Here is a 25416-nt window from a genome sequence, read left to right as displayed (position 1 = left end):
TTAAAAACGCCCTTAAACCTTAAAGATCTCTAGCGGCAAAAAAGAAAGCGATTTCATTGTGCGCGTTTTCCAAGCTATCGCTCCCATGCACCGCATTAGCGTCAATGCTTTCAGCAAAATCCGCTCTGATAGTGCCTTTTTGGGCGAGTTTGGGATCAGTTGCTCCCATAAGATCTCTGTTTTTAGCCACGGCATCTTCGCCCTCTAAAACCATAACCACCACCGGACCACTGACCATAAATTCTATCAAATCTTTAAAAAAGGGTCTCTCTCTGTGGATCGCATAAAAGTTTTCAGCGTCTTTCACGCTCAAATGCAAGCGTTTCATGGCCACCACTTCCAAGCCGTTACTCTCAAAGCGATCAATGATTTTGCCTACCACTTTTTTCTTAAGTGCATCCGGTTTAATAATAGACAGCGTTCTTTGTTTCAATTTAAACTCCTTGTGAATTGTTGATTATACAAAAATTTTTTAAAATATTACCCTTAAAATATTTTTTTAACGCTTAAAGAACGCTTTAATCTCTTCAACCTTGTTAGTCTTTTCCCAAGTGAATTCCTCTAACTCGCGCCCAAAATGCCCATAAGCTGAAGTGAGCGAATAAATGGGCCTTAATAAATCCAAGCTTTCAATAATGCCTTTTGGCGTGAGTTTGAAAACCGCTTTCACGCATTTTTCCAACTCCGCGCTTGAATACTTGCTCGTGTTATGCGTGTTCACATAAATAGACACTGGCTCTATCACCCCAATCGCATAAGCAAGCTGCACGGTCGCTTTATCGCAAACCCCACTCGCTACCAAATTTTTAGCCACATAGCGGGCCGCATAAGCCGCGCTCCTATCCACTTTGCTAGGGTCTTTCCCGCTAAACGCTCCCCCACCATGCGGGCAACTCCCCCCATAAGTATCCACGATGATTTTTCTGCCCGTCAAACCCGCATCGCCTTGCGGCCCACCGATGACAAATTTTCCTGTAGGATTGACAAAAAACTTGATATTGTCATGCAAATATTCTTTGGGTAAAACCTTATACACGATCTCTTCAATCACGGCTTCTTTTAAATGTTTTTGCGAAACTTCTGGGGAATGTTGGGTGGAAATGACAATCGTATCAATGCTTACAGGCTTGTTGTTTTCATAACGCACGCTCACTTGAGACTTGCCATCAGGCCTTAAAAAAGGCAGAGTGTTGTCTTTTCTTTTTTGAGCCAGAGCGAAAGTGAGCTGATGCGCTAAATGAATGGGTAAGGGCATGAGCGTTTCAGTCTCTTTGCACGCATAACCAAACATAAGCCCTTGATCCCCTGCCCCAATCTCGCCATCTTCTCTATCCACGCCTTGATTAATATCAGGGCTTTGCTCGCCAACGCCATTCAAAACCGCCGCACTTCTGTAATCAAAGCCATAAAGAGCGTCTGTATAGCCAATCTTTTTAACCACTTCTCTTGCAATCTCTTGCATAGGGGCATAAACAGAAGTTTTTAATTCGCCAGTGATCATGCAAAACCCGTTAGAAACTAAAGTCTCGCATGCGACTTTGGCTTTTTGATCCCGCTCAATAATGTAATCTAAAACCGCATCGCTGATTTGATCAGCCATTTTATCAGGATGCCCCTCGGTTACTGATTCGGAAGTGAAAAGAAAACTATCTTTCATTGATTGTCCTTATTAAATAATCGTTCGTATTCAAAATGGGCTTATTATAGCTTATTTCATTCTTTAAGACTTAAAAAACCCTTTAGCTTTTTGCAATAAACTCGTTTTTTGCTGTTTCCTGAAATTCGTTCGTAAATGAGCCAGGAAATGGTGCCATTCATGGATTTCCATAGCAGGGATCGCTCCGGCAAAATTAGTGTTAGGGGGCAAGTCTTTACCCACCGCGCTTTTACCCCCAATTTGAGTGAATTCACCCACATGCAAATGCCCCCCAATGCCCACTTGACCGCCAAAAACCACATTACGGCCTGTGGTTGTAGAGCCGCTCAAGCCCACTTGAGAAACGACGATGCTGTGCTCGCCTAAAACGCAATTATGCCCGATTTGAACCAGGTTATCAATCTTAACGCCCTCTTTAATCAAAGTCTCGCCAAACACCGCCCTATCAATCGCTGTGTTAGCTCCAATTTCTACATTTTTTTGAATCCTAACAATCCCCACATGCTCAATTTTGACATGCTCTCCTAAAGCGGTGTGCGCATAACCAAAGCCATCACCTCCGATCACACTGCCTGCATGGATAGTAACATTGTCTTCTAAAATCGTGTTTTGATACAAAATAACACGAGGATACAAAACGCAATTTTTACCGATTTTGACCCCATCAGCGATCACCACACCCGGATAAATCAAAGAGTTTTCGCCAATTTCTACGCCCTCTCCAATCATCACATTAGGCATGATCGTTACTTTTTCAAAATGTTTAGGCTCATTCACGCTTTGTGGGTTTTTAAAAAAAGGGATTTTAAAGGCATGCGAAACTTTAGCGAAGGCTAAATGCGGGTTATCCACGACTAAAGCTTGCATGCGTTTTGGCACTTTAGAAGATTCTTTTTTACGGATAAATACCGCCCCGGCTTTGGAATCTTTTAAAAGTTTAAGGTAACGCGCTTGGTCAATATAGCTAATATCATTAGGCGTGGCCTTATCCAATTCCGCTAAAGCATGCACTTCAAAATCGTTTGAAAATTCCGTTTCAATAGAATAGGTGCTCAACAATTCGCTTAATTTCATCAATACCCCTTATGGTTCTTTATGCAAATCCCACAACAGCGTAGCTTTATTATCTTTTTCTTCCACAGCCCCCATGCCCATAACATGATAGCCAGCATCCACAAAATGCACTTCCCCACTCACCCCATTAGACAAGCTAGAAAGCAAATACATCCCGGCATTGCCCACTTCTTCTAAACTCACATTTTTTCTTAAAGGGGCGTTGATTTCATTCCATTTTAAAATCATCCTAAAATCAGCGATCCCGCTAGAAGCGAGCGTCCTAATAGGCCCAGCTGATAGGGCATTCACCCTTATGTTATGCTTGCCTAAATCCACCGCTAAATAACGCACTGCACTCTCTAGGGCCGCTTTAGCCAACCCCATCACGTTGTAATGCGCCATGTATTTGGTGCTGCCCAAATAGCTTAAAGTCAAAACAGACGCCCCATTATTCAATAAGGGTTTCAGGGTGTTTGTCAGCTCTATTAAAGAATAAACAGAAATTTCCATAGCGGTGTTAAACGCGCTTTTAGAAGTTTCTAACAAACTCCCTTCTAAAGCCTCTTTAGGGGCAAAGGCCACGCTATGAACGATAAAATCCAATGAGCCTAAATCCTGCTTAATATTATTGTATAGCGGCTTGAAATGCTCTTCTTTGTTCACATCCAATTCATACACATAGGGGCTATTCAATTCCTGCGCGATAGGCCTCACGCGCTTTTCTAAGCTCTCATTCAAATAAGTGAAAGCCAGAGTAGCCCCTTGATTGAAGCAAGATTGAGCGATCCCATAAGCGATGGATTTATTATTCGCAACCCCCACAATAAGCCCTTTTTTACCTTTTAAAAATCCCATGATTTTCCTTTATAAAAATGAAATGATTGTTTTAAAATTTTCTAATTCCCAAGACGCGCTCCCGATCAATAAGCCATCCACGCTATCAATCCCTAAAATTTCTTTAGCGTTTTGTATATTCACGCTCCCCCCATACAACAAGGGCGTTTTTTGATTTAAGATTTGTTTTAAAAAACCATGCGTGAGGTAAATGTCTTCTAAAGAAGCACTTTTTTTGGTGCCAATCGCCCAAATAGGCTCATACGCCACAATTAAATTGGAATAATTAAGATCAATATTTTCTAATTGCTCGCTTAAAAATTCCTTTACAGCCACTAAACCCTTTTCTCTGGTCGTTAATTCTTCGCCAATGCAATAGACAATTTTAAAATTTTTACTTTTAAAAAAATCAAACTTTTCTTTCAAAAAGCTAGGGCTTTCCTTTAAAAGCGCTCTCCTCTCGCTATGCCCTATTAAAAGCGTGTGGATTTTTAATTCTTCTAAATGCTTTGAAGTGATTTCACCGGTAAAAGCCCCACAATCTCTAGGGTAAGCGTTTTGCACTCCTAAAGTGAAATGCAAAAACGAATTAGGCAATAACCCCAAAAAATCAGGGAATACAAACACCCTGTCAAAATGCTGCGGTTTTAAAGTTTTTTCTAATTCTTTTAAATACGCATGGCTTTTAAAAATAGGCATAGCGGATTTAAAATTAGCCATGGCAATTTTTGTCATTGAATGATCCTTATTTTATAGGTGGTCTATCCCTTATTATATCTAATAGCGTTTAAAAAATGTAAATTTTAAACAATGGCCCCCTTGAATTGAATTTTTTCTCAATTTAGGTTTTGTTTATAAGAAAAATTATTTCAAATGTAGTAAAATTAAGGCAGTGTTTTTGCGTCAAGCGATTTTAGGTTAATTTTGAGTTTTTAGGAGCAGTTTTTATGCAACAAGAAGAGATTATAGAGGGTTATTATGGCGCTAGCAAAGGGCTTAAAAAGAGCGGTATTTATGCTAAGTTGGATTTTTTACAGAGCGCTACGGGCTTGATTTTAGCGCTCTTTATGATAGCGCACATGTTTTTAGTCTCAAGTATCTTGATTAGCGATGAAGCCATGTATAAAGTGGCGAAATTTTTTGAAGGGAGCTTGTTTTTAAAAGCGGGCGAGCCGGCTATTGTGAGCGTGGTTGCAGCAGGAGTTATTCTTATTTTAGTCGTGCATGCTTTTTTGGCGTTGAGAAAATTCCCTATCAATTACAGGCAATACAAGGTTTTTAAAACCCACAAGCATTTGATGAAACATGGCGATACGAGTTTGTGGTTTATCCAGGCCTTAACCGGGTTTGCGATGTTTTTTTTAGCGAGTATCCACCTATTTGTCATGCTCACAGAGCCTGAAAGTATTGGGCCTCATGGCTCAAGCTATCGTTTTGTCACGCAAAACTTTTGGCTTCTGTATATTTTCTTATTGTTTGCCGTAGAATTGCATGGCTCTATTGGGTTGTATCGCCTAGCGATTAAATGGGGGTGGTTTAAGAATGCGAGCATTCAAGGCTTGAGAAAAGTCAAATGGGCGATGAGCGTGTTTTTCATTGTTTTAGGGCTTTGCACCTATGGGGCTTACATTAAAAAAGGTTTAGAAAATAAGGAAAATGGCATTAAAACCATGCAAGAAGCCATAGAAGCTGATGGGAAATTCCACAAAGAATAAGGGTAGAAAATGAAAATAACATATTGTGATGCGCTAATTATTGGAGGCGGACTGGCCGGGTTAAGGGCTAGTATCGCATGCAAACAAAAGGGTTTAAACACTATTGTTTTAAGCCTAGTGCCTGTCAGGCGTTCGCACTCTGCAGCCGCTCAAGGGGGCATGCAAGCGAGCCTTGCGAACGCTAAAAAAAGCGAGGGCGATAATGAAGATTTGCACTTTTTAGACACGGTGAAGGGGAGCGATTGGGGGTGCGATCAGCAAGTGGCTAGAATGTTTGTAACCACTGCCCCTAAAGCCATTAGGGAATTGGCCAGTTGGGGGGTGCCTTGGACTAGGATTAAAAAGGGCGATAGGCCTGCGGTCGTCAATGGTGAGCATGTAATTATCACTGAAAGAGACGACAGGCATGGTTATATCTTAAGCCGTGATTTTGGCGGCACTAAAAAATGGCGCACATGCTTTACGGCTGATGCTACAGGGCATACCATGCTTTATGCGGTCGCTAACGAAGCCTTACACCACAAGGTGGATATTCAAGACAGAAAGGACATGCTCGCTTTCATTCATCATAATGATAAATGCTATGGGGCGGTGGTAAGGGATTTGATCACAGGCGAAATTTCAGCGTATGTTTCTAAAGGCACGCTTTTAGCTACTGGAGGTTATGGGCGCGTGTATAAACACACCACTAACGCCGTGATTTGCGACGGAGCTGGGGCGGCGAGCGCTTTAGAAACCGGCGTGGCTAAATTAGGCAACATGGAAGCGGTGCAATTCCACCCTACCGCTTTAGTGCCAAGCGGGATTTTAATGACCGAAGGTTGTAGGGGCGATGGCGGGGTTTTAAGAGACAAGTTTGGCAGACGCTTCATGCCCGCTTATGAGCCGGAGAAAAAAGAGCTTGCGAGTAGGGATGTGGTCTCAAGGCGGATTTTAGAGCATATCCAAAAAGGCTATGGAGCCAAATCGCCCTATGGGGATCATGTGTGGTTGGATATTGCTATTTTAGGGCGTAACCATGTGGAAAAAAACTTAAGAGATGTGCGCGATATTGCCATGACTTTTGCGGGCATTGATCCGGCTGATAGCGAGGAACAAACCAAAGACAACATGCAAGGAATGCCCGCTAATGAGCCTGAATACGGGCAAGCGATGGCCAAACAAAAAGGCTGGATCCCCATAAAACCCATGCAACACTATTCTATGGGTGGGGTTAGGACAAACCCTAAAGGCGAAACCCATTTAAAAGGCTTGTTTTGTGCGGGCGAAGCGGCATGTTGGGATTTGCATGGGTTTAACCGCTTGGGGGGTAATTCCGTGAGTGAAGCGGTGGTCGCTGGCATGATCATTGGGGATTATTTCGCGTCGCATTGTTTGGAAGCGCAAATTGAAATCAACACACAAAAAGTTGAAGCTTTCATTAAAGAAAGCCAAGATTATATGCATTTTTTATTGCATAATGAAGGCAAGGAAGACGTGTATGAAATTAGAGAACGCATGAAAGAAGTCATGGATGAAAAAGTAGGCGTTTTTAGGGAAGGCAAAAAATTAGAAGAAGCCCTTAAAGAATTGCAAGAGCTTTATGCACGCTCCAAAAACATTTGCGTGAAAAACAAGGTTTTACACAATAACCCTGAATTAGAAGACGCTTACCGCACCAAAAAAATGCTCAAACTCGCGCTTTGTATCACTCAAGGGGCGTTACTGCGCACCGAAAGCAGAGGGGCTCACACAAGGATTGATTACCCTAAAAGAGATGATGAAAAATGGCTTAATCGGACTTTAGCGAGCTGGCCTAACGCTGAGCAAGACATGCCCACGATTGAATACGAAGAATTAGATGTGATGAAAATGGAAATCAGCCCTGATTTTAGGGGCTATGGCAAAAAGGGCAATTTCATTCCCCACCCTAAAAAAGAAGAGCGCGACGCTGAGATTTTAAAAACGATTTTGGAATTAGAAAAGCTTGGGAAAGACAGGGTAGAAGTCCAACACGCGCTCATGCCTTTTGAATTGCAAGAAAAATACAAAGCCAGGAACATGCGTTTAGAAGATGAGGAAGTCAGGGCTAGAGGGGAACATTTGTATTCTTTCAATGTCCATGATTTATTAGACCAACACAACGCTAATTTAAAAGGAGAACACCATGAGTGATAATGAACGAACGATTGTAGTTAGAGTGCTAAAATTTGACCCTCAAAGTGCGGTGAGTAAGCCGCATTTTAAAGAGTATCAATTGAAAGAAACGCCATCCATGACGCTCTTTATCGCTTTAAACCTCATTAGAGAGCATCAAGATCCGGATTTAAGCTTTGATTTTGTGTGCCGCGCTGGGATTTGCGGCTCTTGCGCGATGATGGTTAATGGGAGACCGAGACTGGCTTGTAAAACTCTAACTTCTAGCTTTGAAAGCGGGGTGATAACGCTCATGCCCATGCCCAGTTTTACGCTCATTAAAGATTTGAGCGTGAATACGGGCGATTGGTTTTTGGATATGACTAAAAGGGTGGAGAGTTGGGCGCATTCTAAAGAAGAGGTGGATATTACTAAGCCGGAAAAAAGGGTTGAGCCTGACGAAGCCCAAGAAGTCTTTGAATTAGACAGGTGTATTGAATGCGGGTGCTGTATCGCTTCTTGTGGGACCAAACTCATGCGCCCTAATTTCATTGGAGCTGCTGGCATGAACAGAGCCATGCGCTTTATGATTGACAGCCACGATGAAAGAAGCGATGATGATTTTTATGAGTTAGTGGGCGATGATGATGGTGTTTTTGGGTGCATGAGCTTAATCGCTTGCCATGACACTTGCCCTAAAGAATTACCCTTGCAAAGCAGTATCGCTACTTTGCGCAACCGAATGTTGAAAGTGGGTAAAAGCCGCTAATTTCTTTGGGTCGTTTTTGAAAATCTTTTTAGTTTTTTTAAGCGTCTTTTTTTTTAATGGGTGTTTTGGGTTAGTCTATAAGACTCCCATTTCAAGCCCACCTATCTCTTATGATCCCTACACTACCACCATTGGGAGCTTATACGCTAAAAATTTAAAAGAAAACCCTAACCATAGCGCGACCATTCTTTTAGAAGACGGCTTTGATGCCTTGTTGCACAGAGTGGGTCTTATTAGAATGAGCCAAAAAAGCATTGACATGCAAACTTATATTTATAAGAATGATCTTTCCTCTCAAGTGATCGCTAAAGAACTTTTAAATGCGGCCAATCGTGGGGTAAAAGTGCGCATCCTTTTAGACGATAACGGAGTGTATTCGGATTTTTCAGATATTATGCTTTTAAATTTCCATAAAAACATTGAAGTGAAAATTTTTAACCCCTACTATATCCGCAATAAAGGCTTGCGTTATTTTGAAATGCTTGCGGATTATGAGCGCATTAAAAAACGCATGCACAACAAGCTTTTCATCGTGGATAATTTCGCTGTCATTATAGGAGGGCGCAATATTGGGGACAATTATTTTGATAACGATTTAGACACGAATTTTTTAGATTTAGACGCTTTGTTTTTTGGGGGGGTTGCTTCAAAGGCCAAAGAAAGCTTTGAACGCTATTGGAGGTTCCACCGCTCTATCCCTGTTTCATTATTAAGAACCCATAAAAGACTTAAAAACAACGCTAAAGAAATCGCTAAACTCCATGAAAAAATCCCTATCAGCACTGAAGATATAAATGAGTTTGAAAAAAAAGTCAATGATTTTATAGAACGCTTCCAAAAATACCAATACCCCATTTATTATGGGAATGCCATTTTTTTAGCCGATTCACCCAAAAAAATTGACACGCCCTTGTATTCACCTATCAAAATCGCTTTTGAGAAAGCCCTTAAAAACGCTAAAGACTCCGTTTTTATCGCTTCATCGTATTTTATTCCAGGCAAAAAGATGATGAAAATCTTTAAAAATCAAATTTCTAAGGGGATTGAATTGAACATCCTTACCAATTCCCTTTCATCAACGGACGCTATCGTGGTCTATGGGGCGTGGGAAAGGTATCGCAACCAATTAGTGCGAATGGGCGCAAATGTCTATGAAATACGAAACGATTTTTTCAACCGCCAGATTAAAGGGCACTTTAGCACCAAACATTCCTTACACGGCAAAACGATTGTTTTTGACGATGCCCTAACGCTTCTAGGGAGTTTTAATATTGATCCGCGCTCTGCATACATCAACACTGAAAGCGCGGTTTTGTTTGACAACCCGTCTTTTGCCAAAAGGGTGCGTTTGTCGCTTAAAGATCATGCCCAGCAATCATGGCATTTGGTTTTGTATCGGCATAGAGTGATTTGGGAAGCGGTGGAAGAAGGCATTTTAATCCATGAAAAAACTTCGCCTGATACTTCCTTCTTTTTACGCTTGATTAAAGAATGGTCTAAAGTCCTTCCTGAAAGAGAGCTTTAAAACTTTTAATGCGCTTTATTTTGCGAAAAAGCGATGTTATTGGTAACGGCGGCTAAAAGCGCTGAACACACAAACACCAAATGGATCACCACTTGCCAAAAAATGGGGTTATGCGATAGGGGCGTGTCCTTAGGAATGCTGGATAAAACATCTTCTAAACTCATGTAGCGTTTGAGCAAGAAAATCGCCGAAATGGCTACAATGGAGAGCGAAACCTTTAATTTTAAAGCGTTAAAATCCGTGTGCTTTAGCCAAGTGATTTCGCTGGCATCCACCTTGTCTAATTTGGAAACAAAACTTTCATAACTGGCGAGCAACACCATTAAAACAAGCCCGGCCATAAACAACAAATCCACTAATCCTAAGGCTGATAAAACCAAATCCGTTTCGCTGATCGTGTTTAGGTGGCTTAGCATGTGCCACAACTCTTTCATGAACACATAGCCTAAAACCACCAGCACTAACGACATGGCAATGCATAAAGGGGCTAGCAACCAACGAGTGGCAAACAACACTCTTTCAATCAATTTTTCCAACATTTCAACTCTTTTAATTATGGCTTTTTGAAGCCTTGATTATAGCTAATAAAACGCCCCGAGTGGCTAACAGAACGCCTTTGATGGAGTGAAATCTCAAGCCATTCTTATGGTATTTATGGTATAAATTTGACTACTGCATGCAACAAAGGAGAAGTGAATGAAAACCACCCTAAAAGATGTCTTTTTAGAGAGTGGATACAGCATTCCTAATTATCAAAGGGATTACGCTTGGAAAGAAAAGAATTTTAAAGATTTATGGGAAGATCTAGAAGAAGCGATAGAATACAACAAAAAGGGTCAGGGGCATTTTATAGGCACCATGGTTGTCGCTAAGAATGAAGACAACAAAAAATTGCATGACATCATTGACGGCCAACAACGAACGACCACCATCTTCATGCTCTTGCATGTCTTGGCAAGCAAACAAAACGAGAAAGACAAGCAAGAGACAAGAAAATATCTATACCAAAAGGGGGAATTAAAATTAGAAGTCGCCCCTCAAAACCAAAGCTTCTTCAAAACGCTCTTGGAAGCGGCAGAAAAAGGGAGTATTAGCCATTGCGAAAAAGATGCAGACACCGAAGGCAAGCAAAATCTTTTTGAGGTTTTGAAGGCCATCTTGGATAAGGTCAGCAAGTTGAGTGAAGAATAAGTGAATGAGCGTTTGGAGGCGCTGTTGAAAATGATTTTGATGCGGCTTGAAGAGCCCGATCCTGGGAGAGCCATCAGAACCTTTCAAAGCGTGAATGACAGAGGCGTGTCTCTTCTCTTGCTGGACAAACTAAAATCTCTTCTCATCTATTACTCCAACACTTTTTGCGATGGAAAAAGGGGGCTAGACCAATTTATCAACGATCATTTTGGGGAGATCTTTAAGATCTTTGCCAAGATCAAAAAGAGCGACCATATCTCTAGCGTTGGAGGCCCAAAGTTTGATGAAGGCGATATCTTCCGCTACCACGCAGGGAGCCAAAGATTTGATGGAATCGAGTTTTTAGGGCACTACAGAACAAGCACGGACAACACCTACGAGAAACTCAAAGCTGAACTAAAAAAATCAAAAGCACCAAAAGCACATTGGAAAGTTTCATCCAATCCTATGTCAGCGATTTGAAAAATTTCTATCAGGCTTCCTTGATCTATTGAGCGAGATTGACACCAACCCAACCACCCTTAAGGTCATGCTCATCAACAGAATCAACCCGCTTTTTTTTAATTCGCTCATCCGCCTGAAAATCAACAACAAACTAGACGATGAAACGCTGAAACTCTTTGCCAAAACCGATATTGTGCTTTTCAAATCTACTAGAAATTTAGAATCAAAGGCCTACAACCTGATTAATGCGTATCTTAAAAAGGGCAAAGAGGGATTGAAGAGCGAGATGATTGCTCAATGCAGAAATGATATAGAGGATATAGAGCTGGCTTCTTTGAAGCTTGTAAAGAACGCGTTCAACTCATCATGCTTCCACTATGTCTTCTTTGAAAAGAACTGCCAGGAGATGGGTCTTGCCGATCTCAAAAAATTGATCCCTGAGAAGCAATTCTCCCAAGAAAAAGAGCACATCATCCCCATCAATTTATTAAAATTGGATAATGAAATTAAGATCCAAGAACTTGGTTTTGAAGACAAGAAAGATCTTGAAAACTACATTGACACATACGGCAATCTCATCTCCTTAGAAAGTTCGCTCAATCGTGAGGCAAGCGATAAGGATCTGTATGAAAAAGATGAAATCTACAAACGTAGTGAGATTCCTTTCAACAGACGCTTTAATGTAAAAGATTTCAAAAAAGAGGTTTTGATAGAAAGGAATAATAAAATGGAAAAATGGCTGATCAACACCTTCTTTAAGGATTTCGCCGCCCACTAAAGAGCGTGAAGCTTAAAAGAGCGTGAGTGCACTTACTCTCTTGGCTTCTAGCCCCACAACCACACCCATAAAGCTAGTTTCAAACCGCTCTCTTCTTTGGAGAGTTATGGGTTATCAAACAGCAAGCAATAATTTTACAAAATTTAAACGCTCCGTAGTTTTCAAACAATAAACAAATGCCTTTAACGAATGAATGCTCTTTAAGGCTGAATTCAAACGCAAGAATTATTTGAATTCCTCAAAGACCAAATAGGTATATTGATCAAAAAAATCTGTTTATCTTCATTCTCTGTTAAAATTATCCGAGCCGATGGAGTAAACTACCCCATCGTTTTAGCACTTGGACAATCCGCTAAAAACGCCCAAGAAAAAAATAAGAATTTTTAGCCCAAACCCCTACCGTGCTTCTATAACAACCGGTTTAGTCATCTTCTTGCTGACTTCATCGGCATGCATTAAGGCTTCTTGCTTGCTCTTATACGGGCCTATGAGGTAGCGTTTAGTAGCCCCCCTATCTTCAATCTTATGGGGGAATTGGTTAAACGCTTGTAAAAACGCTTTATTGGGCGTGTGCACAAAAACCCCCACTTGCAAATAATGCCCTTTAGTAAGAGTGGTTTTAGAATTAGCTTTCTTAGAAACTTCTTTATGGGTTTCTTTTTTGACTTTAGGCTCTTTAGCCGCATGCTTATCTTTATGAGCTTCCTTATCTTTAGGGGTTACTTTAGGCTTTTTATGGGGGGTTTCTTTTTTAGCCACAGCCTGAGATTCTTTTTGAGCACTCATGGGAATAGGCTCAACAGCTTTTAATTCTTTTTGAGATTCTTGTTTTTCTTCTGTTGTTTTCATCTCCGTTTGAGCTTGATCGGTTTGAACGGGCATGTTAAACGCATCATTTTCTTGCTTTTTAACATTATCCGCTACTTTGTCTAACTTGTCTTCTTGCTTGGAAGGATCCAAATTCAAGCTTTCAAACTCATCGTCTTTTTTCTCGTCTTTAGTGTTGCCTATTTTTTGCATGCCGCTATCGGTTTGTAAAAAAGTCTCTTTAGGAGCGACTCTCGTGCTTTTCCAAAACACCATTAAAAGCACCGCTAAAATGATAATGGCTATAGCCACGATCAAAAACACCTTTTTAGTACCACCCCCATTATTTTCTTCTTCTAAAATCACTTCATTCAGTCTTTCTTTTTCTGACATCAAAAATCCTTTCAAAAATGGTTATAAATGCTTCGCCCAAGAGCTCCCTCGCTCTTTTGCAAACACTTCATAAGGTAAAGCTAAAATATTAAATTCCTTAGGCCATTCATTGCTAGGGAAGACCTTCCATTCCTTAGGCAACCCTTGCGCTAATTTCATAGACAAAGTCTTAACCAACCTTTCACCCTCGCCTAATTCCGTATGCCCCTTATGCACATACAAATGCAAATGCCCAGGCGTTTTGGTGTTATAAACGGTAAAATTCATAAAACCCTCTTCACGAAGCAATAACTGTGCCTTATGGTAAAAACGCTCCGGATTCCTCCCGTTATAATCAAACACAATGTTTTCCACCTTATCGTTACGCAAGATAAGGTTGTGCGCGATTTCTATTTCCCTTTTCAAATGCTTTTGAATGAGCGAGCTTGTGAGCATGGCATTCACTCTTTGGAATTTATTATAATAACAACGACCCGCATAATCCACTCTCTCCCCCAAGCCTGGTTTTTTTTCAAAATAATGGCTTGTGTCTATCTTAATGAGCTTTAATTCCATTTCTGTCATCTTGACTCCCTTAAAAAATAGGTTGTTGATACACAGGGAATTGATTGGCCATGGCCTTCAATTCTTCTTTCACATGCAATTGCAAACTAACATTATTAATATCATTCAAAATATCTGATATTTTATTCCCTATGATTTCAAATTCCTTAGCTCCCATACCCCTTGCACTCAATGCCGCTGAGCCAATCCTTATCCCACTCGTTACAAAAGGGCTGCGCGTTTCGCCAGGAATGGTGTTTTTATTCACGGTGATTCCGGCATTCCCTAATGCAATATCAGCGTCTTTCCCACTATAAGGCTTATCTAAGAAATCCATTAAAAGCAAATGGTTAGAAGTGCCACCACTCACTAACTTATGGTTTTTTTCTTTTAACGTTTTAGCGAGAACTTGCATGTTAGATTTCACTAATTTTGCATAAGCTTTAAATTCTGGTTTTAGATTCTCTTTAAACCCCACCGCTTTAGCAGCAATCGCATGCATCAAAGGCCCGCCTTGAGTCCCTGGAAAAATCGCTTTGTCAATCTTAGCCGCTATCTCTTCATCATTAGTTAAAATAAGTCCCCCTCTAGGCCCTCTTAAGGTCTTATGAGTGGTACTTGAAACCACATGGCAATGCGGGAAAGGATGGGCATGCTCATTAGCGACCACAAGCCCTGCCACATGGGCTATATCGCCTAATAGTAACGCTCCCACTTCATCAGCGATTTCTCTAAATTTCTTAAAATCAATCTCCCTTGGATAGGCTGAAAACCCGCACACGATGATTTCTGGCTTAACGCTTTGAGCGATCTTTAGCGCTTCTTCATAATCAATATAGCCATCCAAACCCACGCCATAAGAAAAGCTCTGATAGTGCTTGCCGGTTAAACTCACTTTAGCGCCATGCGTTAAATGCCCTCCACAGCTTAAATCCATGCCTAAAATCTTGTCATAAGGCTTTAAAAGAGCGTGATAAACAGCGTTATTAGCTTGTGAGCCTGAATGCGCTTGCACGTTAGCGAACTGGCAATTAAAAAGCTTTTTAGCCCTTTCTATGGCCAAGCTTTCTATTTTATCCACCACTTCACAGCCTCCATAATAGCGCTTGTTAGGATAGCCCTCAGCGTATTTATTCGTTAAAATGCTCCCCATAGCTTCCATAACACTAGGAAAAGTGTAATTCTCGCTCGCTATCATTTCTAAATGCTCATTTTGCCGCCTATATTCTTCAAAGATAAGCTCAAAAATTTCACTATCCGTTTGTTCTAAAAAATACGCCATTATTCTCCACTCTCAATATTAAAATCGTTTTTAACAGGACGCATCGCTGGGAATAAAATCACATCTTTAATGCTTTTAGCTCCAGTGAGTAACATCACTAATCGGTCAATGCCTATGCCTTGCCCTGCAGTGGGGGGCATTCCATGGGCTAGAGCCCACACATAATCTTCATCCATGTATTGAGCTTCTTCATCGCCTTTTTCTTTTTCAGCCACTTGATTTTTAAAGCGCTCTAATTGATCTAAAGGGTCATTCAATTCGCTAAAGCCATTAGCGATTTCTTTACCTGCAATGAACAATTCAAACCTGTCAGCAATATTAGGGTTACTATCGTTGCGTCTGGCTAAAGGGCTAATCTCAATGGGATATTCGGTTACAAAAGTGGGGTTAATGAGCTTATGCTCTACAAAATGATCAAACGCTTCAGCGAGCAATTTGCCATGAGTGAGGTTTGGCTCTACTTTGATGCCTTGCTCTAACAAATAAGCCAAAAGCCTGTCTTCTTTTTCTAAAATACCCCTACTAATGCCCCCTATTGTTTCTAAAGCGTCCAAATAGGAAATCACGCTCGTTTGGTTGAAATCCACTTCCATATCGTTATAAATGATTTTTGAATCTAAATTTAAAGTCTTTAGCAAGTAGTCAAATAGCCTCTTACTGAGTTCAATCAAATCTTCATAAGTGTGATACGCCCAATAAAACTCAATCATCGTAAATTCGGGATTATGGCTGTGATCCATGCCCTCATTTCTGAAATTACGATTGATTTCAAACACCGCTTCAAACCCCCCCACAATCAAGCGTTTGAGGTATAATTCTGGAGCGATTCTTAAATACCTCTCCACCTCCAAAGCGTTATGGTAAGTGATAAAAGGCCTTGCGTTCGCCCCGCCAGGAATGGGGTGCATCATGGGGGTTTCCACTTCTAAAAACCCTTCCATTTCAAAAAATTTCCGCACGCTAGAAACAATCAAACTGCGTTTTTTAAACACATCTTTAACGCTAGGATTGACGATCAAATCCAAATAGCGCTGGCGGTAACGCAATTCTATATCGCTTAATCCATGAAATTTTTCAGGCAAAGGCACAATGGTTTTGCTTAAAATGTGAAATTCTAGGGCATGAACGCTCAATTCACCGGTTTTGGTAGCAAAAGGGAAACCTTTCACCAACACAATATCGCCCACTTCTAAATGCTTTTTCAGGCTTTTAAATTCATCGTTCAATTCATTTTGCGAAACATAAGCTTGCAAAATCGCGCTTTCATCTTCAATTTTAATAAAGCATGCCTTACCCATTAAACGCAAAAGCTTGACCCTCCCTACAATACTTTCGCATTTTTCTTTGTCTTTAGGCTCTTCTAAACCCTTAACATAAGCGTATTTTTCTAAAAAAGCGGCGTTGGTGAGGCTTCGTTTCAAGCCATTTTGATAAGGGTTTTTCCCTTCTTCTCTCAAGCTATTGGCTTTATGGATGCGTTGTTGGATGTATTGGTTAGAAAACATGTGATGCCTTTTATAGGGGTTCTTTATTAGATGGGGTGGGGTTTGGTGGGGTTTGGTTGGGTTTATTGTGTTTTGGCTCTAGCATGTTTTTAGGCAAATCTTTAGCCTTTTCTTTTAAAGCTTCTACGCCCTTATCCGTAGCCTTATTAAAAGATTCTTTGGCGTTATCAATAGATCCTTTATTTTTAACTTCATCGCTCATTTCTTCAAGGTTGTCTTTAAGGTTTTTCTCCACATGTTTGACGCCATCAAGGCGCATGATCTTACTAGCGATGCTTTTCATGGTAGAAAAAAAAGCACTTTTTTCTTGCAAATAGGCGTTAGCGTCTTTCATTACTTCCATTTTAGAGAGCGCATAAAGGATGAAAGAAAGCACTAAAAAAGTCTTTAAGCATGAAAAAATAAACCCTAACGCTTTGTCTATAATGCCTAACCCACTAAAGACTAACACCTTGCCTAGCAACACTCCAAAAGCTAAAAAAAACACCCAAATAGACGCTAACACCAATAAAAAACCGATGAGATTCGTCATGGTTTCATTTCTTAAATCATACAAATGCTCTGAAAATAAATTCCCAACAGCCACAGAATAGCGAGACGCCAAATACACGCCAAGCACAATCCCTAAAGTCCCCGCCACTTCACTCACGAAGCCATGATAAAATCCCCTAATCCCAAAGGCTACCACCACCACAAGTAACGCTAAATCAATATAATTCAAACCCTAAACCCAAACCTTTCTCTCATATATCTCGCATAAAGATAGTCATAGCGTCTTAAAACAAACACCCATTACTCTTAAATCATGCCAATTCACGCTCTTTAGACTTGAAATTTGAAAATAATAACACAACTTAAAAAAAACTACCCTTAAAAAAATCAATCTAAAATTCTTAAATTAAAATATAGCTATAATACACTAAAACAATCTCAAGGTTTCAAAATTTAGCCATGTGCCTTCTTCTATTCAATCAAAACGCTTTTTTATTAGCGTGCATGTTTGTTTCAAGCGTGTATGTGAACGCTGTTTTAGACGCTTATGCAATTGAAAACCCCTATATCACTATCACACTCACAAGCCTATTAGCCCCTTTAAGCATGCTAGCGTTTTTAAAAACCCCCAGAAACAGTGCTTTTGCTTTAGGGTTTTTCGTGGGGGCGTTATTGTTTTATTGGTGCGCTTTAAGTTTTCGCTACTCGGATTTCACTTACTTATTACCCTTAATCATTGTTTTAGTAGCGTTAGTTTATGGGGTTTTATTTTATTTGTTGCTCTATTTTGAAAACCCCTACTTCAGGCTTTTGAGTTTTTTAGGCTCTAGTTTTATCCACCCTTTTGGATTTGATTGGTTAGTCCCGGATAGCTTTTTTTCTTATAGCGTGTTTAGGGTGGATAAATTATCTTTAGGGCTTATTTTTTTAGCTTGCATTTTTTTGAGCGCTCAAAATCCTAAAAAATACAGAATGATAGGGGTTTTATTGCTGCTTGGCGCGTTGGATTTTAATGGTTTTAAAACAAGCGATTTAAAAAAGATTGGAAATATTGAATTAGTCTCTACAAAAACGCCCCAAGATTTGAAATTTGACTCAAATTACCTTAATAATATTGAAAGCAACATTCTTAAAGAAATCAAGCTCGCTCAAAGCAAGCAAAAAACCTTGATTGTTTTTCCAGAGACCGCCTACCCTATCGCTTTAGAAAACTCCCCCTTTAAAGCTAAGCTAGAAGATTTAAGCGATAATATTGCTATTTTAATAGGGACATTGCGCACCCAAGGCTATAGCCTTTATAACAGCTCGTTTTTATTTTCTAAAAAAAGCATTCAGATCGCTGATAAAGTGATCTTAGCCCCCTTTGGCGAGATAATGCCTTTACCCAAGTTTCTTCAAAAACCCCTTGAAAAGCTCTTTTTTGGCGAGAGCGCTTATTTATACCGCAACGCTTCTCATTTCAGCGATTTTACATTAAATGATTTTACTTTTCGCCCCTTGATTTGCTATGAAGGCACTTCCAAAGCCGCTTATTCAAACAGCCCTTCAAAAATTTTTATCCTAATGAGCAATAACGCATGGTTTAGCCCAAGCATTGAACCCACCTTACAAAGAACGCTTTTAAAATACTATGCAAGGCGTTATGATAAAATCATTTTGCACAGCGCGAACTTTTCAACTTCTTACATTCTAAACCCTAGTTTATTAGGCGATATTCTTTTTAGGAAACGATCATGATTAAAGCGACTGGTATTTCTCATGCTTTTGAAAAACCTCTTTATAGTGGCGTGAATTTGCACATTAAACCCAAAGAAAGCCTAGCGATTTTAGGCGTGAGCGGGAGCGGTAAAAGCACGCTTTTAAGCCATCTAGCCACCATGCTAAAACCGGATAGCGGGACGATCGGTTTGTTAGAACACCAGGATATTTATGCCTTAAATTCCAAAAAGCTTTTGGAATTACGGCGCTTAAAAGTGGGCATCGTTTTTCAATCGCATTACCTTTTTAAGGGTTTTAGCGCTTTAGAAAACTTGCAAGTCGCTTCAATCCTAGCCAAGCAAGAAATAAATTATTCCCTTTTAGAACAATTAGGCATAGCCCACACCCTAAAACAAGGCGTGGGTGAATTGAGCGGCGGCCAGCAACAACGTTTAAGCATCGCTAGAGTGCTTTCTAAAAAGCCTAAAATCATTATCGCTGATGAACCCACCGGGAATTTAGACACCATTAGCGCTAATCAAGTCATCAGCATGCTGCAAAATTACATTACAGAAAACGAAGGGGCGTTAGTTCTAGCCACGCATGATGAGCATTTAGCCTTCACTTGCTCTCAAGTCTATCGCCTAGAAAAAGAAGTTTTGATTAAGGAGAAATAAGAAATGTTGCAACGCCCTAAAATTGTCGCCGAATTGAGCGCTAATCATAACCAGGATTTAAACCTAGCTAAAGAAAGCCTTCATGCCATTAAGGAAAGCGGTGCGGATTTTGTCAAGCTCCAAACCTACACGCCAAGCTGCATGACTTTAGATTCTAAAGAAGATCCTTTTATCATTCAAGGCACTTTATGGGATAAAGAAAATCTGTATGGATTATATCAAAAGGCTTCTACCCCCCTAGAGTGGCATGCGGAATTGTTTGAGTTGGCTAGAAAGCTTGATTTAGGCATTTTTAGCTCGCCTTTTAGCTCAAAAGCTTTAGAGCTTTTAGAGAGCCTAAATTGCCCCATGTATAAAATCGCTAGTTTTGAAATCGTTGATTTGGATTTGATTGAAAAGGCCGCTCGCACACAAAAGCCCATTATCCTTTCTAGCGGTATCGCTACACACGCCGAATTGCAAGACGCTATCTCATTGTGCAAAGGCGTGAATAATTTTGACATCACCCTTTTAAAATGCGTGAGCGCTTATCCCAGTAAAATAGAAGACGCTAACTTATTGAGCATGGTTAAATTAGGCGAAACCTTTGGCGTTAAATTTGGCTTAAGCGATCACACGATTGGCTCTCTTTGCCCCATTTTAGCCACCACTTTAGGAGCGAGCATGATAGAAAAGCATTTCATTTTAAACAAATCCTTACAAACCCCAGACAGCGCTTTTAGCATGGATTTTAACGGATTTAAAAGCATGGTTGGAGTCATCAAACAAAGCGTTTTAGCCTTAGGCGAAGAAGAGCCAAAAATCAATCCAAAGACTTTAGAGGAGCGAAGATTTTTTGCACGCTCTTTATTCGTCATTAAGGACATTCAAAAAGGCGAAGCATTGACTAGCGATAATATCAAAGCCTTACGCCCCAACCTTGGCTTACACCCTAAATTTTATAAAGAAATTTTAGGCCAAAAAGCGTCAAAATTTTTAAAAGCCAACACCCCTTTAAGCGCTGATGATATAGAACGCTCATTGTAGGTTTGTTTTGAGTGAATAATGGGATTTTTAAATTTTGTTTTATGGTTTTAGATTTGATTTTAAACTCATTTTCTATTTTAAATCTTAAGGGAATAGGGGCATCGCTCTCATCAAATGTTGCCTAGAGCCTTATTTGAATCTCAATTAACTTTAATTTTTAATAAAAACAGGATTACTTTGTTGCTATCGTTTTAAACTTTATCATAAAACCCATTTTTTAAGGGAATATTTTGCGTTTAATCCCTAACCTCCAATCAAATCCCCCTAATCCCCAAAGACTGTTTTTTAAGAGATTATTTACTTGATTCAATCAATCTCTTATATTTAATATTAAAAAATGCCTTTGTATATTTTATATTGACACTCAATAAAAAAAGTCCATCAATCCTAAATAATTTTTAATCACAGATTTCACACGCATTTTAAACAAAGCTCAAACAAGGGGGCTGATAACACCCCTTATGACAAAAAGGCTGTGTCTAAAAGCGCTAACTCAATAAAAAGATAGCCTCACTTCACCTTTTCAAGATACTCTTCTGTTTCGGTATTGACTTTAATCACCTCACCCTCTAAAACATGGAAAGGCACTTGCACGACCGCACCGGTTTCTAAAGTCGCTGGTTTTTTGCTCGCACTTGAAGTATCGCCCTTAAAATTAGGAGCCGTTTCCACAATCTTTAAAGCCACAACTTGCGGCACATCCACTGAAATCGCCTTGTCATTATGCAATAAAACCTGCACTTGCATGCCGTCTAGCATCCATTTAGAAGCCTCACCCACTTGAGAGTCGTTTAAAGCGATTTGCTCATAGCTCTCTATATCCATGAATTGGTATGTATCGCCATCATGATAAAGGTATTGCATCGTTTTTTCAACCAGGTTAGGTTCTTCGCACTTATCCCCCGCATGGAAAGTCTTTTCAATCACCTTACCATCCAAAAACGATTTGATTTTCGCGCGCACGAAAGCCGCACCCTTACCGGGCTTGACATGCTGGTATTCTACAATCCTATAAGGCACACCGCCCAATTCAATTTTTAAGCCCTTTTTGAGTTCGCTCATCCCAATTGCCATGTTACACTCTTCCCTTGTTGATTAAATTTTATTAGCGCTGCCCAAAAGTTTCATGCGCTCTTTGACCACATTTTTAAGCGCTAATTGGGCCGGAGAAAAAAACTTCCTCAAATCAAATTGGCTCTTATCTTCATTAGCCACCTTGCGCACTTCTGCGATGAAAGCGATCCTTAAGTCCGTGTCGGTATTGACCTTATTGATCCCCCCTTTTATAGATTCTTGTAAAAATTCAAAAGGCACGCCCTTAGAACCTTTCAAATCGCCTCCAGCGTCCAAATAAGATTTCCTCACATCATCCGGTATCGCGCTCGCTCCATGCAAAACTAAAGGGATATTAGTGAGCCTTTTGACTTCTTGCAAGCGTTCAAAATCCAATTTTGGCTCACCCTTAAACTTAAACGCTCCATGGCTTGTCCCAATGGCTGGGGCTAAGTAATCCACTTGAGATTCTTTGACAAACTGCTCCGCTTCTTTAGGATTCACTAACACCGCGTCCTTTTCATCTACTGAAATATTGTCTTCAATCCCCATTAAACGCCCCAGCTCCGCTTCCACGCTCACTCCAGCGTTATGCGCCATTTTGACCACTTTAGAAGTCAATTCCAAATTCTCTTCAAACGCATGATGAGACGCATCAATCATCACAGAAGTGAAACCCGCTTTCACGGCTTTTTCGCAGCTTTCAAAAGTCGTGCCATGATCTAGGTGTAAGGCTACAGGAATGTGCGGGTAGCGTTCGCACATGATTTTCACCATGCCCACCGCCATATCAATCCCCATGTATTTGATCGCTCCTTCACTCGCTTGAATGAAAAGCGGGGAATTTTCCTCGTTTCCTGCTTCAAAAATAGCGTTTAGCATTTCAAAATTCACGAAATTAAACGCCCCTACCCCATAACCTTCTTTATGGGCTTTCAATAAGATTTCATTGCCTTTAACTAACATGATAACACCTCATCTACTTGTTGATAACAATTTTAGCGTGCTTCCTTAATTCCTCGATTCGTTGATTCATGCGTTCTTGGAAAAGCTTTTCTTGTAACATCCCCTTAATGGTGGGTTTGGCTTGCTCATAAGTATAAGTTACAGGGCTATCTTTAGAAATCAAATAGATAATATGATAACCAAACTCTGTTTTAACAGGGGTTTTAGTGTAATCCCCAGGAGTTAAAGCGAAAGCGGCTTTAGAAAAATCCGGAGCCATTTGGTTCTTTTGGAATTTCCCCAAATCACCGCCATTTTGCGCGTTCTTGCTGTTAGGATCAATCGTATCCCGATTGGCTAACTCAATGAATTTGGCTTCTTTTTTAGCCTTTGGCTGTTTGTCAATCTCAGAAATAATCCGTTTAGCCTCATCTTCGGTTTTCACTAAAATATGCCTAGCATGGGCTTCTTGCTTGACAAAAAGCTGATCTTTATTAGCGTTGTAAAAATCTTGCATTTCTTTTTCGGGGATTTGGACTTTTTTCACTTCTTCAGCCTGTTTTTTAGCCCAAAATTCCACTAAAGCCTGTTTTTTAACCGCTTCCATCATCGCTTTAAATTCTGGAGTCTGATTAAGCTTTTCTGCCTTAGCCTCATTTTCTACAAGTGCAGTGCGGATGGCTTGCTCAATCAAGGCTTCTTTTTCTTTCTCTTTAAGCTTGTCAAAATCAAAATTAGGATTTCGTTGCTTAATCATGTCAAAATCGCTTTTGGTGATAGGCCTGCCATCCACTGTCGCTAACACGCCTGCTGAAGCATCAGTCGTTTTTTTCGTGTTATGTGTAGCGTTATTCGCATTATGAGCCGGCTTAGCCATCAAAAACGATGCGCTCAACGCGCCCACTAACGCTAAATTTAAGATATTTTTTTTCATTGTGTGTTCTCCACTCTAAACTAATTTTCATCATTAAATTTACATTATAGCAAATTTAAAACAAAATCAGCTATCATGATTACAGAAAACTCACATTAAGGGGTAAGAAATGCTTAAAATTATTCATTCTATTAAAAGCGTAAAAGCGGATAAAAATGTTCGCCGCAGATGTTGTAATAATATTTGCTGTATTTATTGGTGTCAGTTACATTCTTTTTGGAAAGAAAAAGAATGTTAAAAAGGATTCAAAAATTCTCGATGCAATTATGAATATTATATTCGTAATTATTGTTGTATGTATTCTCTTTCCTTGGTTACCAGGGTTATTATTCTTTATATTTGGTCTTTTAGCATTGCATGTTATTCCATATTAAGTAATTTCTATACCTTTAGTCAATCTCATATTGATAAGCTTACTATATAAGATTAAGGGACTTTGCGCTTAAATACCCCTTAAAAAGTGAGTTTAAAAAAGGCTTATGGTTTTGTTTCTATCCATTTTTAAAAAAAGTTTTAATGATTTTTTAAGCGCCAGAATGCTTTTAATCAATCTTGGCCCTATCCTTTTGAGCTTAGCGTTTTTTGGAGCTGTTTTTTACTACAATGGCGGGAGTATTGTGGGTTATTGCCAAGCTTTATTACCGCAATCTTTGAATGATTACGCTCATTCTCAAGGCTTTTTTGCTAGTGTGTTCGCATGGGTTTTTAAAGCGTTAGTGTATTTTCTTATTTTTTGGATTGCGATTCTTTTGAGTTTAGTCATCAATATTTTTGCGTCTATTTTTTACACCCCTTTAGTGGTCTCTTATTTGCACCAAAAATATTATCCCCATGTCGTTTTAGAAGAATTTGGCTCTATCCTTTTTTCTATTAAATATTTTTTAAGATCGCTCATTCTTATGCTTGTATTCTTAGCACTTTTAACGCCCTTTTATTTCATTCCCTTTATAGGGGTCTTTGGGGTCTTTTTTTCTATAATTCCGCATTTTCTTTTTTTCAAAAACACCATGAGTTTGGATATAGCCAGCATGATTTTTAATCATCAAAGCTATCAAAACCTGCTCAAACAGCACCGGTTGAAGCATTATCGTTTTTCGTTTTTTTGCTATCTTTTTTCCTTAATCCCTTTTTTTAATTTTTTTGCCACCTTATTGCAAACCCTAATGCTAACGCACTACTTTTTTATCTTTAAAGAGAAAGAATGCTAGATTTTATTCAAGAGCTTAGCACCCCCCATGTTAGGGATTTTTTCTTGTTGTTTTTAAGGGTTAGTGGCGTGTTATCTTTTTTCCCTTTTTTTGAAAACCATTTAGTGCCTTTATCGGTGCGTGGGGCTTTGAGTTTGTATGTGAGCGCGATTTTTTACCCCACTTTAGAGTTTTCAAACGCCGCTTACACGCCAGAGGGTTTTATCATCGCTTGCTTATGCGAATTGTTTTTAGGGGTGTGTGCGTCTGTCTTTTTACAGATCGTCTTTGCAAGCTTGGTGTTTGCAACCGATAGCATCAGCTTTTCTATGGGGCTTACGATGGCGAGCGCATATGATCCTATTTCAGGATCGCAAAAACCCATTGTGGGGCAAGCCCTTTTATTGTTAGCGATTTTAATTTTATTGGATTTATCGTTCCACCATCAAATCATTTTGTTTGTGGATCACAGCTTAAGAGCCGTCCCTTTAGGGCAATTTGTCTTTGAGCCAGCGTTGGCTAAAAACATTGTCAAAGCCTTTTCGCACCTCTTTGTCATAGGGTTTTCTATGGCGTTCCCTATTTTATGCTTGGTGTTATTGAGCGATATTATTTTTGGCATGATCATGAAAACCCACCCTCAGTTCAACCTGCTCGCTATTGGGTTTCCGGTTAAAATTGCGATCGGGTTTGTGGGCATTATTTTAATCGCTTCGGCTATCATGGGGCGTTTTAAAGAAGAAATCAGCCTGGCCTTTAGCGCCATTAGCAAAATCTTTTAAAGGATAAA

The 25416-nt window shown here is 39.8% G+C and carries 24 protein-coding genes and 1 pseudogene; 11 read left to right on the top strand and 14 right to left on the bottom strand.

The window, feature by feature from the left end; all coding sequences use genetic code 11:
- Positions 1 to 19 precede the first annotated feature (19 nt).
- The 5 genes from ndk to HPB14_RS00955 form a co-directional block, all read right to left on the bottom strand.
- The gene (ndk, locus tag HPB14_RS00975; RefSeq protein ID WP_000813742.1) at positions 20 to 433 is read right to left on the bottom strand and encodes a nucleoside-diphosphate kinase; all 414 of its coding nucleotides are present in this window, start codon (positions 431 to 433) and stop codon (positions 20 to 22) included.
- 66 nt (positions 434 to 499) lie between these two features.
- Positions 500 to 1657 carry a methionine adenosyltransferase gene (metK, locus tag HPB14_RS00970; RefSeq protein ID WP_000655157.1) on the bottom strand — a complete coding sequence of 386 codons (1158 nt, stop codon included), beginning with the start codon at positions 1655 to 1657 and terminating at the stop codon, positions 500 to 502.
- Between the two features lie 63 nt (positions 1658 to 1720).
- The gene (lpxD, locus tag HPB14_RS00965) at positions 1721 to 2731 is read right to left on the bottom strand and encodes a UDP-3-O-(3-hydroxymyristoyl)glucosamine N-acyltransferase (RefSeq protein WP_000777150.1); all 1011 of its coding nucleotides are present in this window, start codon (positions 2729 to 2731) and stop codon (positions 1721 to 1723) included.
- Positions 2732 to 2740: 9 nt separating this feature from the next.
- On the bottom strand, positions 2741 to 3568 hold the full coding sequence (fabI, locus tag HPB14_RS00960; RefSeq protein WP_000506165.1) for an enoyl-ACP reductase FabI: 828 nt from the start codon (positions 3566 to 3568) through the stop codon (positions 2741 to 2743).
- A 9-nt stretch (positions 3569 to 3577) separates the two neighbouring features.
- Complete coding sequence (locus HPB14_RS00955; protein WP_000161033.1) at positions 3578 to 4282, bottom strand: triose-phosphate isomerase; 705 nt, start codon at positions 4280 to 4282, stop codon at positions 3578 to 3580.
- A 212-nt stretch (positions 4283 to 4494) separates the two neighbouring features.
- Here HPB14_RS00955 and HPB14_RS00950 point away from each other — a divergent pair, with 212 nt between their 5' ends.
- From HPB14_RS00950 to clsC, 4 genes are read left to right on the top strand one after another with little or no spacing between them, the layout of a single operon-like run.
- Entirely contained in the window at positions 4495 to 5262 is a 768-nt protein-coding gene (locus HPB14_RS00950; protein ID WP_001183649.1) for a fumarate reductase cytochrome b subunit, read from the top strand.
- A gap of 9 nt (positions 5263 to 5271) precedes the next feature.
- A complete protein-coding gene (locus HPB14_RS00945) occupies positions 5272 to 7416 on the top strand; it encodes a fumarate reductase flavoprotein subunit (protein ID WP_000705971.1) in 2145 nt (714 codons plus the stop codon).
- Complete coding sequence (locus tag HPB14_RS00940; protein ID WP_001282433.1) at positions 7409 to 8146, top strand: fumarate reductase iron-sulfur subunit; 738 nt, start codon at positions 7409 to 7411, stop codon at positions 8144 to 8146. The genes HPB14_RS00945 and HPB14_RS00940 overlap by 8 nt, the downstream gene beginning before the upstream one ends.
- Before the next feature lie 16 nt (positions 8147 to 8162).
- Complete coding sequence (clsC, locus tag HPB14_RS00935) at positions 8163 to 9671, top strand: cardiolipin synthase ClsC (RefSeq protein ID WP_000689049.1); 1509 nt, start codon at positions 8163 to 8165, stop codon at positions 9669 to 9671.
- 5 nt (positions 9672 to 9676) lie between these two features.
- Here the strand turns inward: clsC and HPB14_RS00930 are convergent, their stop codons facing one another.
- On the bottom strand, positions 9677 to 10210 hold the full coding sequence (locus HPB14_RS00930) for a TIGR00645 family protein (protein ID WP_000890458.1): 534 nt from the start codon (positions 10208 to 10210) through the stop codon (positions 9677 to 9679).
- 157 nt (positions 10211 to 10367) lie between these two features.
- Here HPB14_RS00930 and HPB14_RS00915 point away from each other — a divergent pair.
- A pseudogene (locus tag HPB14_RS00915) lies at positions 10368 to 12084 on the top strand (DUF262 domain-containing protein).
- Between the two features lie 396 nt (positions 12085 to 12480).
- Here the strand turns inward: HPB14_RS00915 and HPB14_RS00910 are convergent.
- From HPB14_RS00910 to HPB14_RS00890, 5 genes are read right to left on the bottom strand one after another with little or no spacing between them, the layout of a single operon-like run.
- Positions 12481 to 13284, bottom strand: a complete 804-nt coding sequence (locus HPB14_RS00910) for a hypothetical protein (protein WP_001290501.1) — start codon at positions 13282 to 13284, stop codon at positions 12481 to 12483.
- A 21-nt stretch (positions 13285 to 13305) separates the two neighbouring features.
- Entirely contained in the window at positions 13306 to 13848 is a 543-nt protein-coding gene (locus HPB14_RS00905; RefSeq protein WP_000138105.1) for a DUF1882 domain-containing protein, read from the bottom strand.
- A 10-nt stretch (positions 13849 to 13858) separates the two neighbouring features.
- A complete protein-coding gene (locus HPB14_RS00900; protein WP_000323144.1) occupies positions 13859 to 15109 on the bottom strand; it encodes a serine hydroxymethyltransferase in 1251 nt (416 codons plus the stop codon).
- A complete protein-coding gene (gene lysS, locus HPB14_RS00895; RefSeq protein WP_000492572.1) occupies positions 15109 to 16614 on the bottom strand; it encodes a lysine--tRNA ligase in 1506 nt (501 codons plus the stop codon). The genes HPB14_RS00900 and lysS overlap by 1 nt, the downstream gene beginning before the upstream one ends.
- Before the next feature lie 10 nt (positions 16615 to 16624).
- Positions 16625 to 17335 (bottom strand): CvpA family protein, encoded by a 711-nt coding sequence (locus HPB14_RS00890; protein ID WP_001106327.1) that lies wholly within the window; start codon positions 17333 to 17335, stop codon positions 16625 to 16627.
- A 230-nt stretch (positions 17336 to 17565) separates the two neighbouring features.
- Between HPB14_RS00890 and HPB14_RS00885 the strand changes: the two genes are divergently transcribed.
- From HPB14_RS00885 to pseI, 3 genes are read left to right on the top strand one after another with little or no spacing between them, the layout of a single operon-like run.
- On the top strand, positions 17566 to 18843 hold the full coding sequence (locus HPB14_RS00885) for an apolipoprotein N-acyltransferase (RefSeq protein ID WP_000335730.1): 1278 nt from the start codon (positions 17566 to 17568) through the stop codon (positions 18841 to 18843).
- A complete protein-coding gene (locus tag HPB14_RS00880) occupies positions 18840 to 19481 on the top strand; it encodes an ABC transporter ATP-binding protein (protein WP_000588488.1) in 642 nt (213 codons plus the stop codon). The genes HPB14_RS00885 and HPB14_RS00880 overlap by 4 nt, the downstream gene beginning before the upstream one ends.
- Before the next feature lie 3 nt (positions 19482 to 19484).
- A complete protein-coding gene (gene pseI, locus HPB14_RS00875) occupies positions 19485 to 20507 on the top strand; it encodes a pseudaminic acid synthase (protein WP_000941800.1) in 1023 nt (340 codons plus the stop codon).
- A gap of 510 nt (positions 20508 to 21017) precedes the next feature.
- Here pseI and efp read toward each other — a convergent pair.
- The 3 genes from efp to cbf2 are packed head-to-tail and all read right to left on the bottom strand — an operon-like array spanning position 21018 to position 23439.
- Entirely contained in the window at positions 21018 to 21581 is a 564-nt protein-coding gene (gene efp / locus HPB14_RS00870; RefSeq protein WP_000974267.1) for an elongation factor P, read from the bottom strand.
- Between the two features lie 21 nt (positions 21582 to 21602).
- On the bottom strand, positions 21603 to 22526 hold the full coding sequence (locus HPB14_RS00865) for a class II fructose-bisphosphate aldolase (RefSeq protein WP_000960439.1): 924 nt from the start codon (positions 22524 to 22526) through the stop codon (positions 21603 to 21605).
- A gap of 13 nt (positions 22527 to 22539) precedes the next feature.
- Positions 22540 to 23439, bottom strand: a complete 900-nt coding sequence (gene cbf2, locus HPB14_RS00860; protein ID WP_000739411.1) for a peptidylprolyl isomerase CBF2 — start codon at positions 23437 to 23439, stop codon at positions 22540 to 22542.
- A gap of 155 nt (positions 23440 to 23594) precedes the next feature.
- Here cbf2 and HPB14_RS08360 point away from each other — a divergent pair, with 155 nt between their 5' ends.
- The 3 genes from HPB14_RS08360 (at position 23595) to fliR (ending at position 25408) form a co-directional block, all read left to right on the top strand.
- On the top strand, positions 23595 to 23813 hold the full coding sequence (locus HPB14_RS08360; RefSeq protein ID WP_000457009.1) for a hypothetical protein: 219 nt from the start codon (positions 23595 to 23597) through the stop codon (positions 23811 to 23813).
- A 105-nt stretch (positions 23814 to 23918) separates the two neighbouring features.
- A complete protein-coding gene (locus tag HPB14_RS00850) occupies positions 23919 to 24647 on the top strand; it encodes an EI24 domain-containing protein (protein ID WP_000242508.1) in 729 nt (242 codons plus the stop codon).
- Complete coding sequence (gene fliR / locus HPB14_RS00845; protein WP_000883725.1) at positions 24641 to 25408, top strand: flagellar biosynthetic protein FliR; 768 nt, start codon at positions 24641 to 24643, stop codon at positions 25406 to 25408. The genes HPB14_RS00850 and fliR overlap by 7 nt, the downstream gene beginning before the upstream one ends.
- Positions 25409 to 25416 lie beyond the last annotated feature (8 nt).

The sequence above is a fragment of the Helicobacter pylori HUP-B14 genome, from assembly GCF_000259235.1.
GTDB lineage: Bacteria > Campylobacterota > Campylobacteria > Campylobacterales > Helicobacteraceae > Helicobacter > Helicobacter pylori_CU.
The sequence above is the reverse complement of the archived record's forward strand: the minus strand, read 5'-3'. Positions and strand labels throughout refer to the sequence as shown.

Excerpts from the sequence above, each read along its gene's own strand:
- HPB14_RS00940 (WP_001282433.1), top strand. The coding sequence starts at position 7,409 with ATGAGTGATAATGAACGAACGATTGTAGTTAGAGTGCTAAAATTTGAC.
- HPB14_RS00930 (WP_000890458.1), bottom strand. The coding sequence starts at position 10,210 with ATGTTGGAAAAATTGATTGAAAGAGTGTTGTTTGCCACTCGTTGGTTG.
- lysS (WP_000492572.1), bottom strand. The coding sequence starts at position 16,614 with ATGTTTTCTAACCAATACATCCAACAACGCATCCATAAAGCCAATAGC.
- efp (WP_000974267.1), bottom strand. The coding sequence starts at position 21,581 with ATGGCAATTGGGATGAGCGAACTCAAAAAGGGCTTAAAAATTGAATTG.
- lpxD (WP_000777150.1), bottom strand. The coding sequence starts at position 2,731 with ATGAAATTAAGCGAATTGTTGAGCACCTATTCTATTGAAACGGAATTT.
- fliR (WP_000883725.1), top strand. The coding sequence starts at position 24,641 with ATGCTAGATTTTATTCAAGAGCTTAGCACCCCCCATGTTAGGGATTTT.
- HPB14_RS00885 (WP_000335730.1), top strand. The coding sequence starts at position 17,566 with ATGTGCCTTCTTCTATTCAATCAAAACGCTTTTTTATTAGCGTGCATG.
- HPB14_RS00850 (WP_000242508.1), top strand. The coding sequence starts at position 23,919 with ATGGTTTTGTTTCTATCCATTTTTAAAAAAAGTTTTAATGATTTTTTA.
- cbf2 (WP_000739411.1), bottom strand. The coding sequence starts at position 23,439 with ATGAAAAAAAATATCTTAAATTTAGCGTTAGTGGGCGCGTTGAGCGCA.
- HPB14_RS00900 (WP_000323144.1), bottom strand. The coding sequence starts at position 15,109 with ATGGCGTATTTTTTAGAACAAACGGATAGTGAAATTTTTGAGCTTATC.
- fabI (WP_000506165.1), bottom strand. The coding sequence starts at position 3,568 with ATGGGATTTTTAAAAGGTAAAAAAGGGCTTATTGTGGGGGTTGCGAAT.
- HPB14_RS00910 (WP_001290501.1), bottom strand. The coding sequence starts at position 13,284 with ATGTCAGAAAAAGAAAGACTGAATGAAGTGATTTTAGAAGAAGAAAAT.
- HPB14_RS08360 (WP_000457009.1), top strand. The coding sequence starts at position 23,595 with ATGTTCGCCGCAGATGTTGTAATAATATTTGCTGTATTTATTGGTGTC.
- HPB14_RS00945 (WP_000705971.1), top strand. The coding sequence starts at position 5,272 with ATGAAAATAACATATTGTGATGCGCTAATTATTGGAGGCGGACTGGCC.
- HPB14_RS00905 (WP_000138105.1), bottom strand. The coding sequence starts at position 13,848 with ATGACAGAAATGGAATTAAAGCTCATTAAGATAGACACAAGCCATTAT.
- pseI (WP_000941800.1), top strand. The coding sequence starts at position 19,485 with ATGTTGCAACGCCCTAAAATTGTCGCCGAATTGAGCGCTAATCATAAC.
- HPB14_RS00865 (WP_000960439.1), bottom strand. The coding sequence starts at position 22,526 with ATGTTAGTTAAAGGCAATGAAATCTTATTGAAAGCCCATAAAGAAGGT.
- HPB14_RS00955 (WP_000161033.1), bottom strand. The coding sequence starts at position 4,282 with ATGACAAAAATTGCCATGGCTAATTTTAAATCCGCTATGCCTATTTTT.
- HPB14_RS00880 (WP_000588488.1), top strand. The coding sequence starts at position 18,840 with ATGATTAAAGCGACTGGTATTTCTCATGCTTTTGAAAAACCTCTTTAT.
- HPB14_RS00950 (WP_001183649.1), top strand. The coding sequence starts at position 4,495 with ATGCAACAAGAAGAGATTATAGAGGGTTATTATGGCGCTAGCAAAGGG.
- metK (WP_000655157.1), bottom strand. The coding sequence starts at position 1,657 with ATGAAAGATAGTTTTCTTTTCACTTCCGAATCAGTAACCGAGGGGCAT.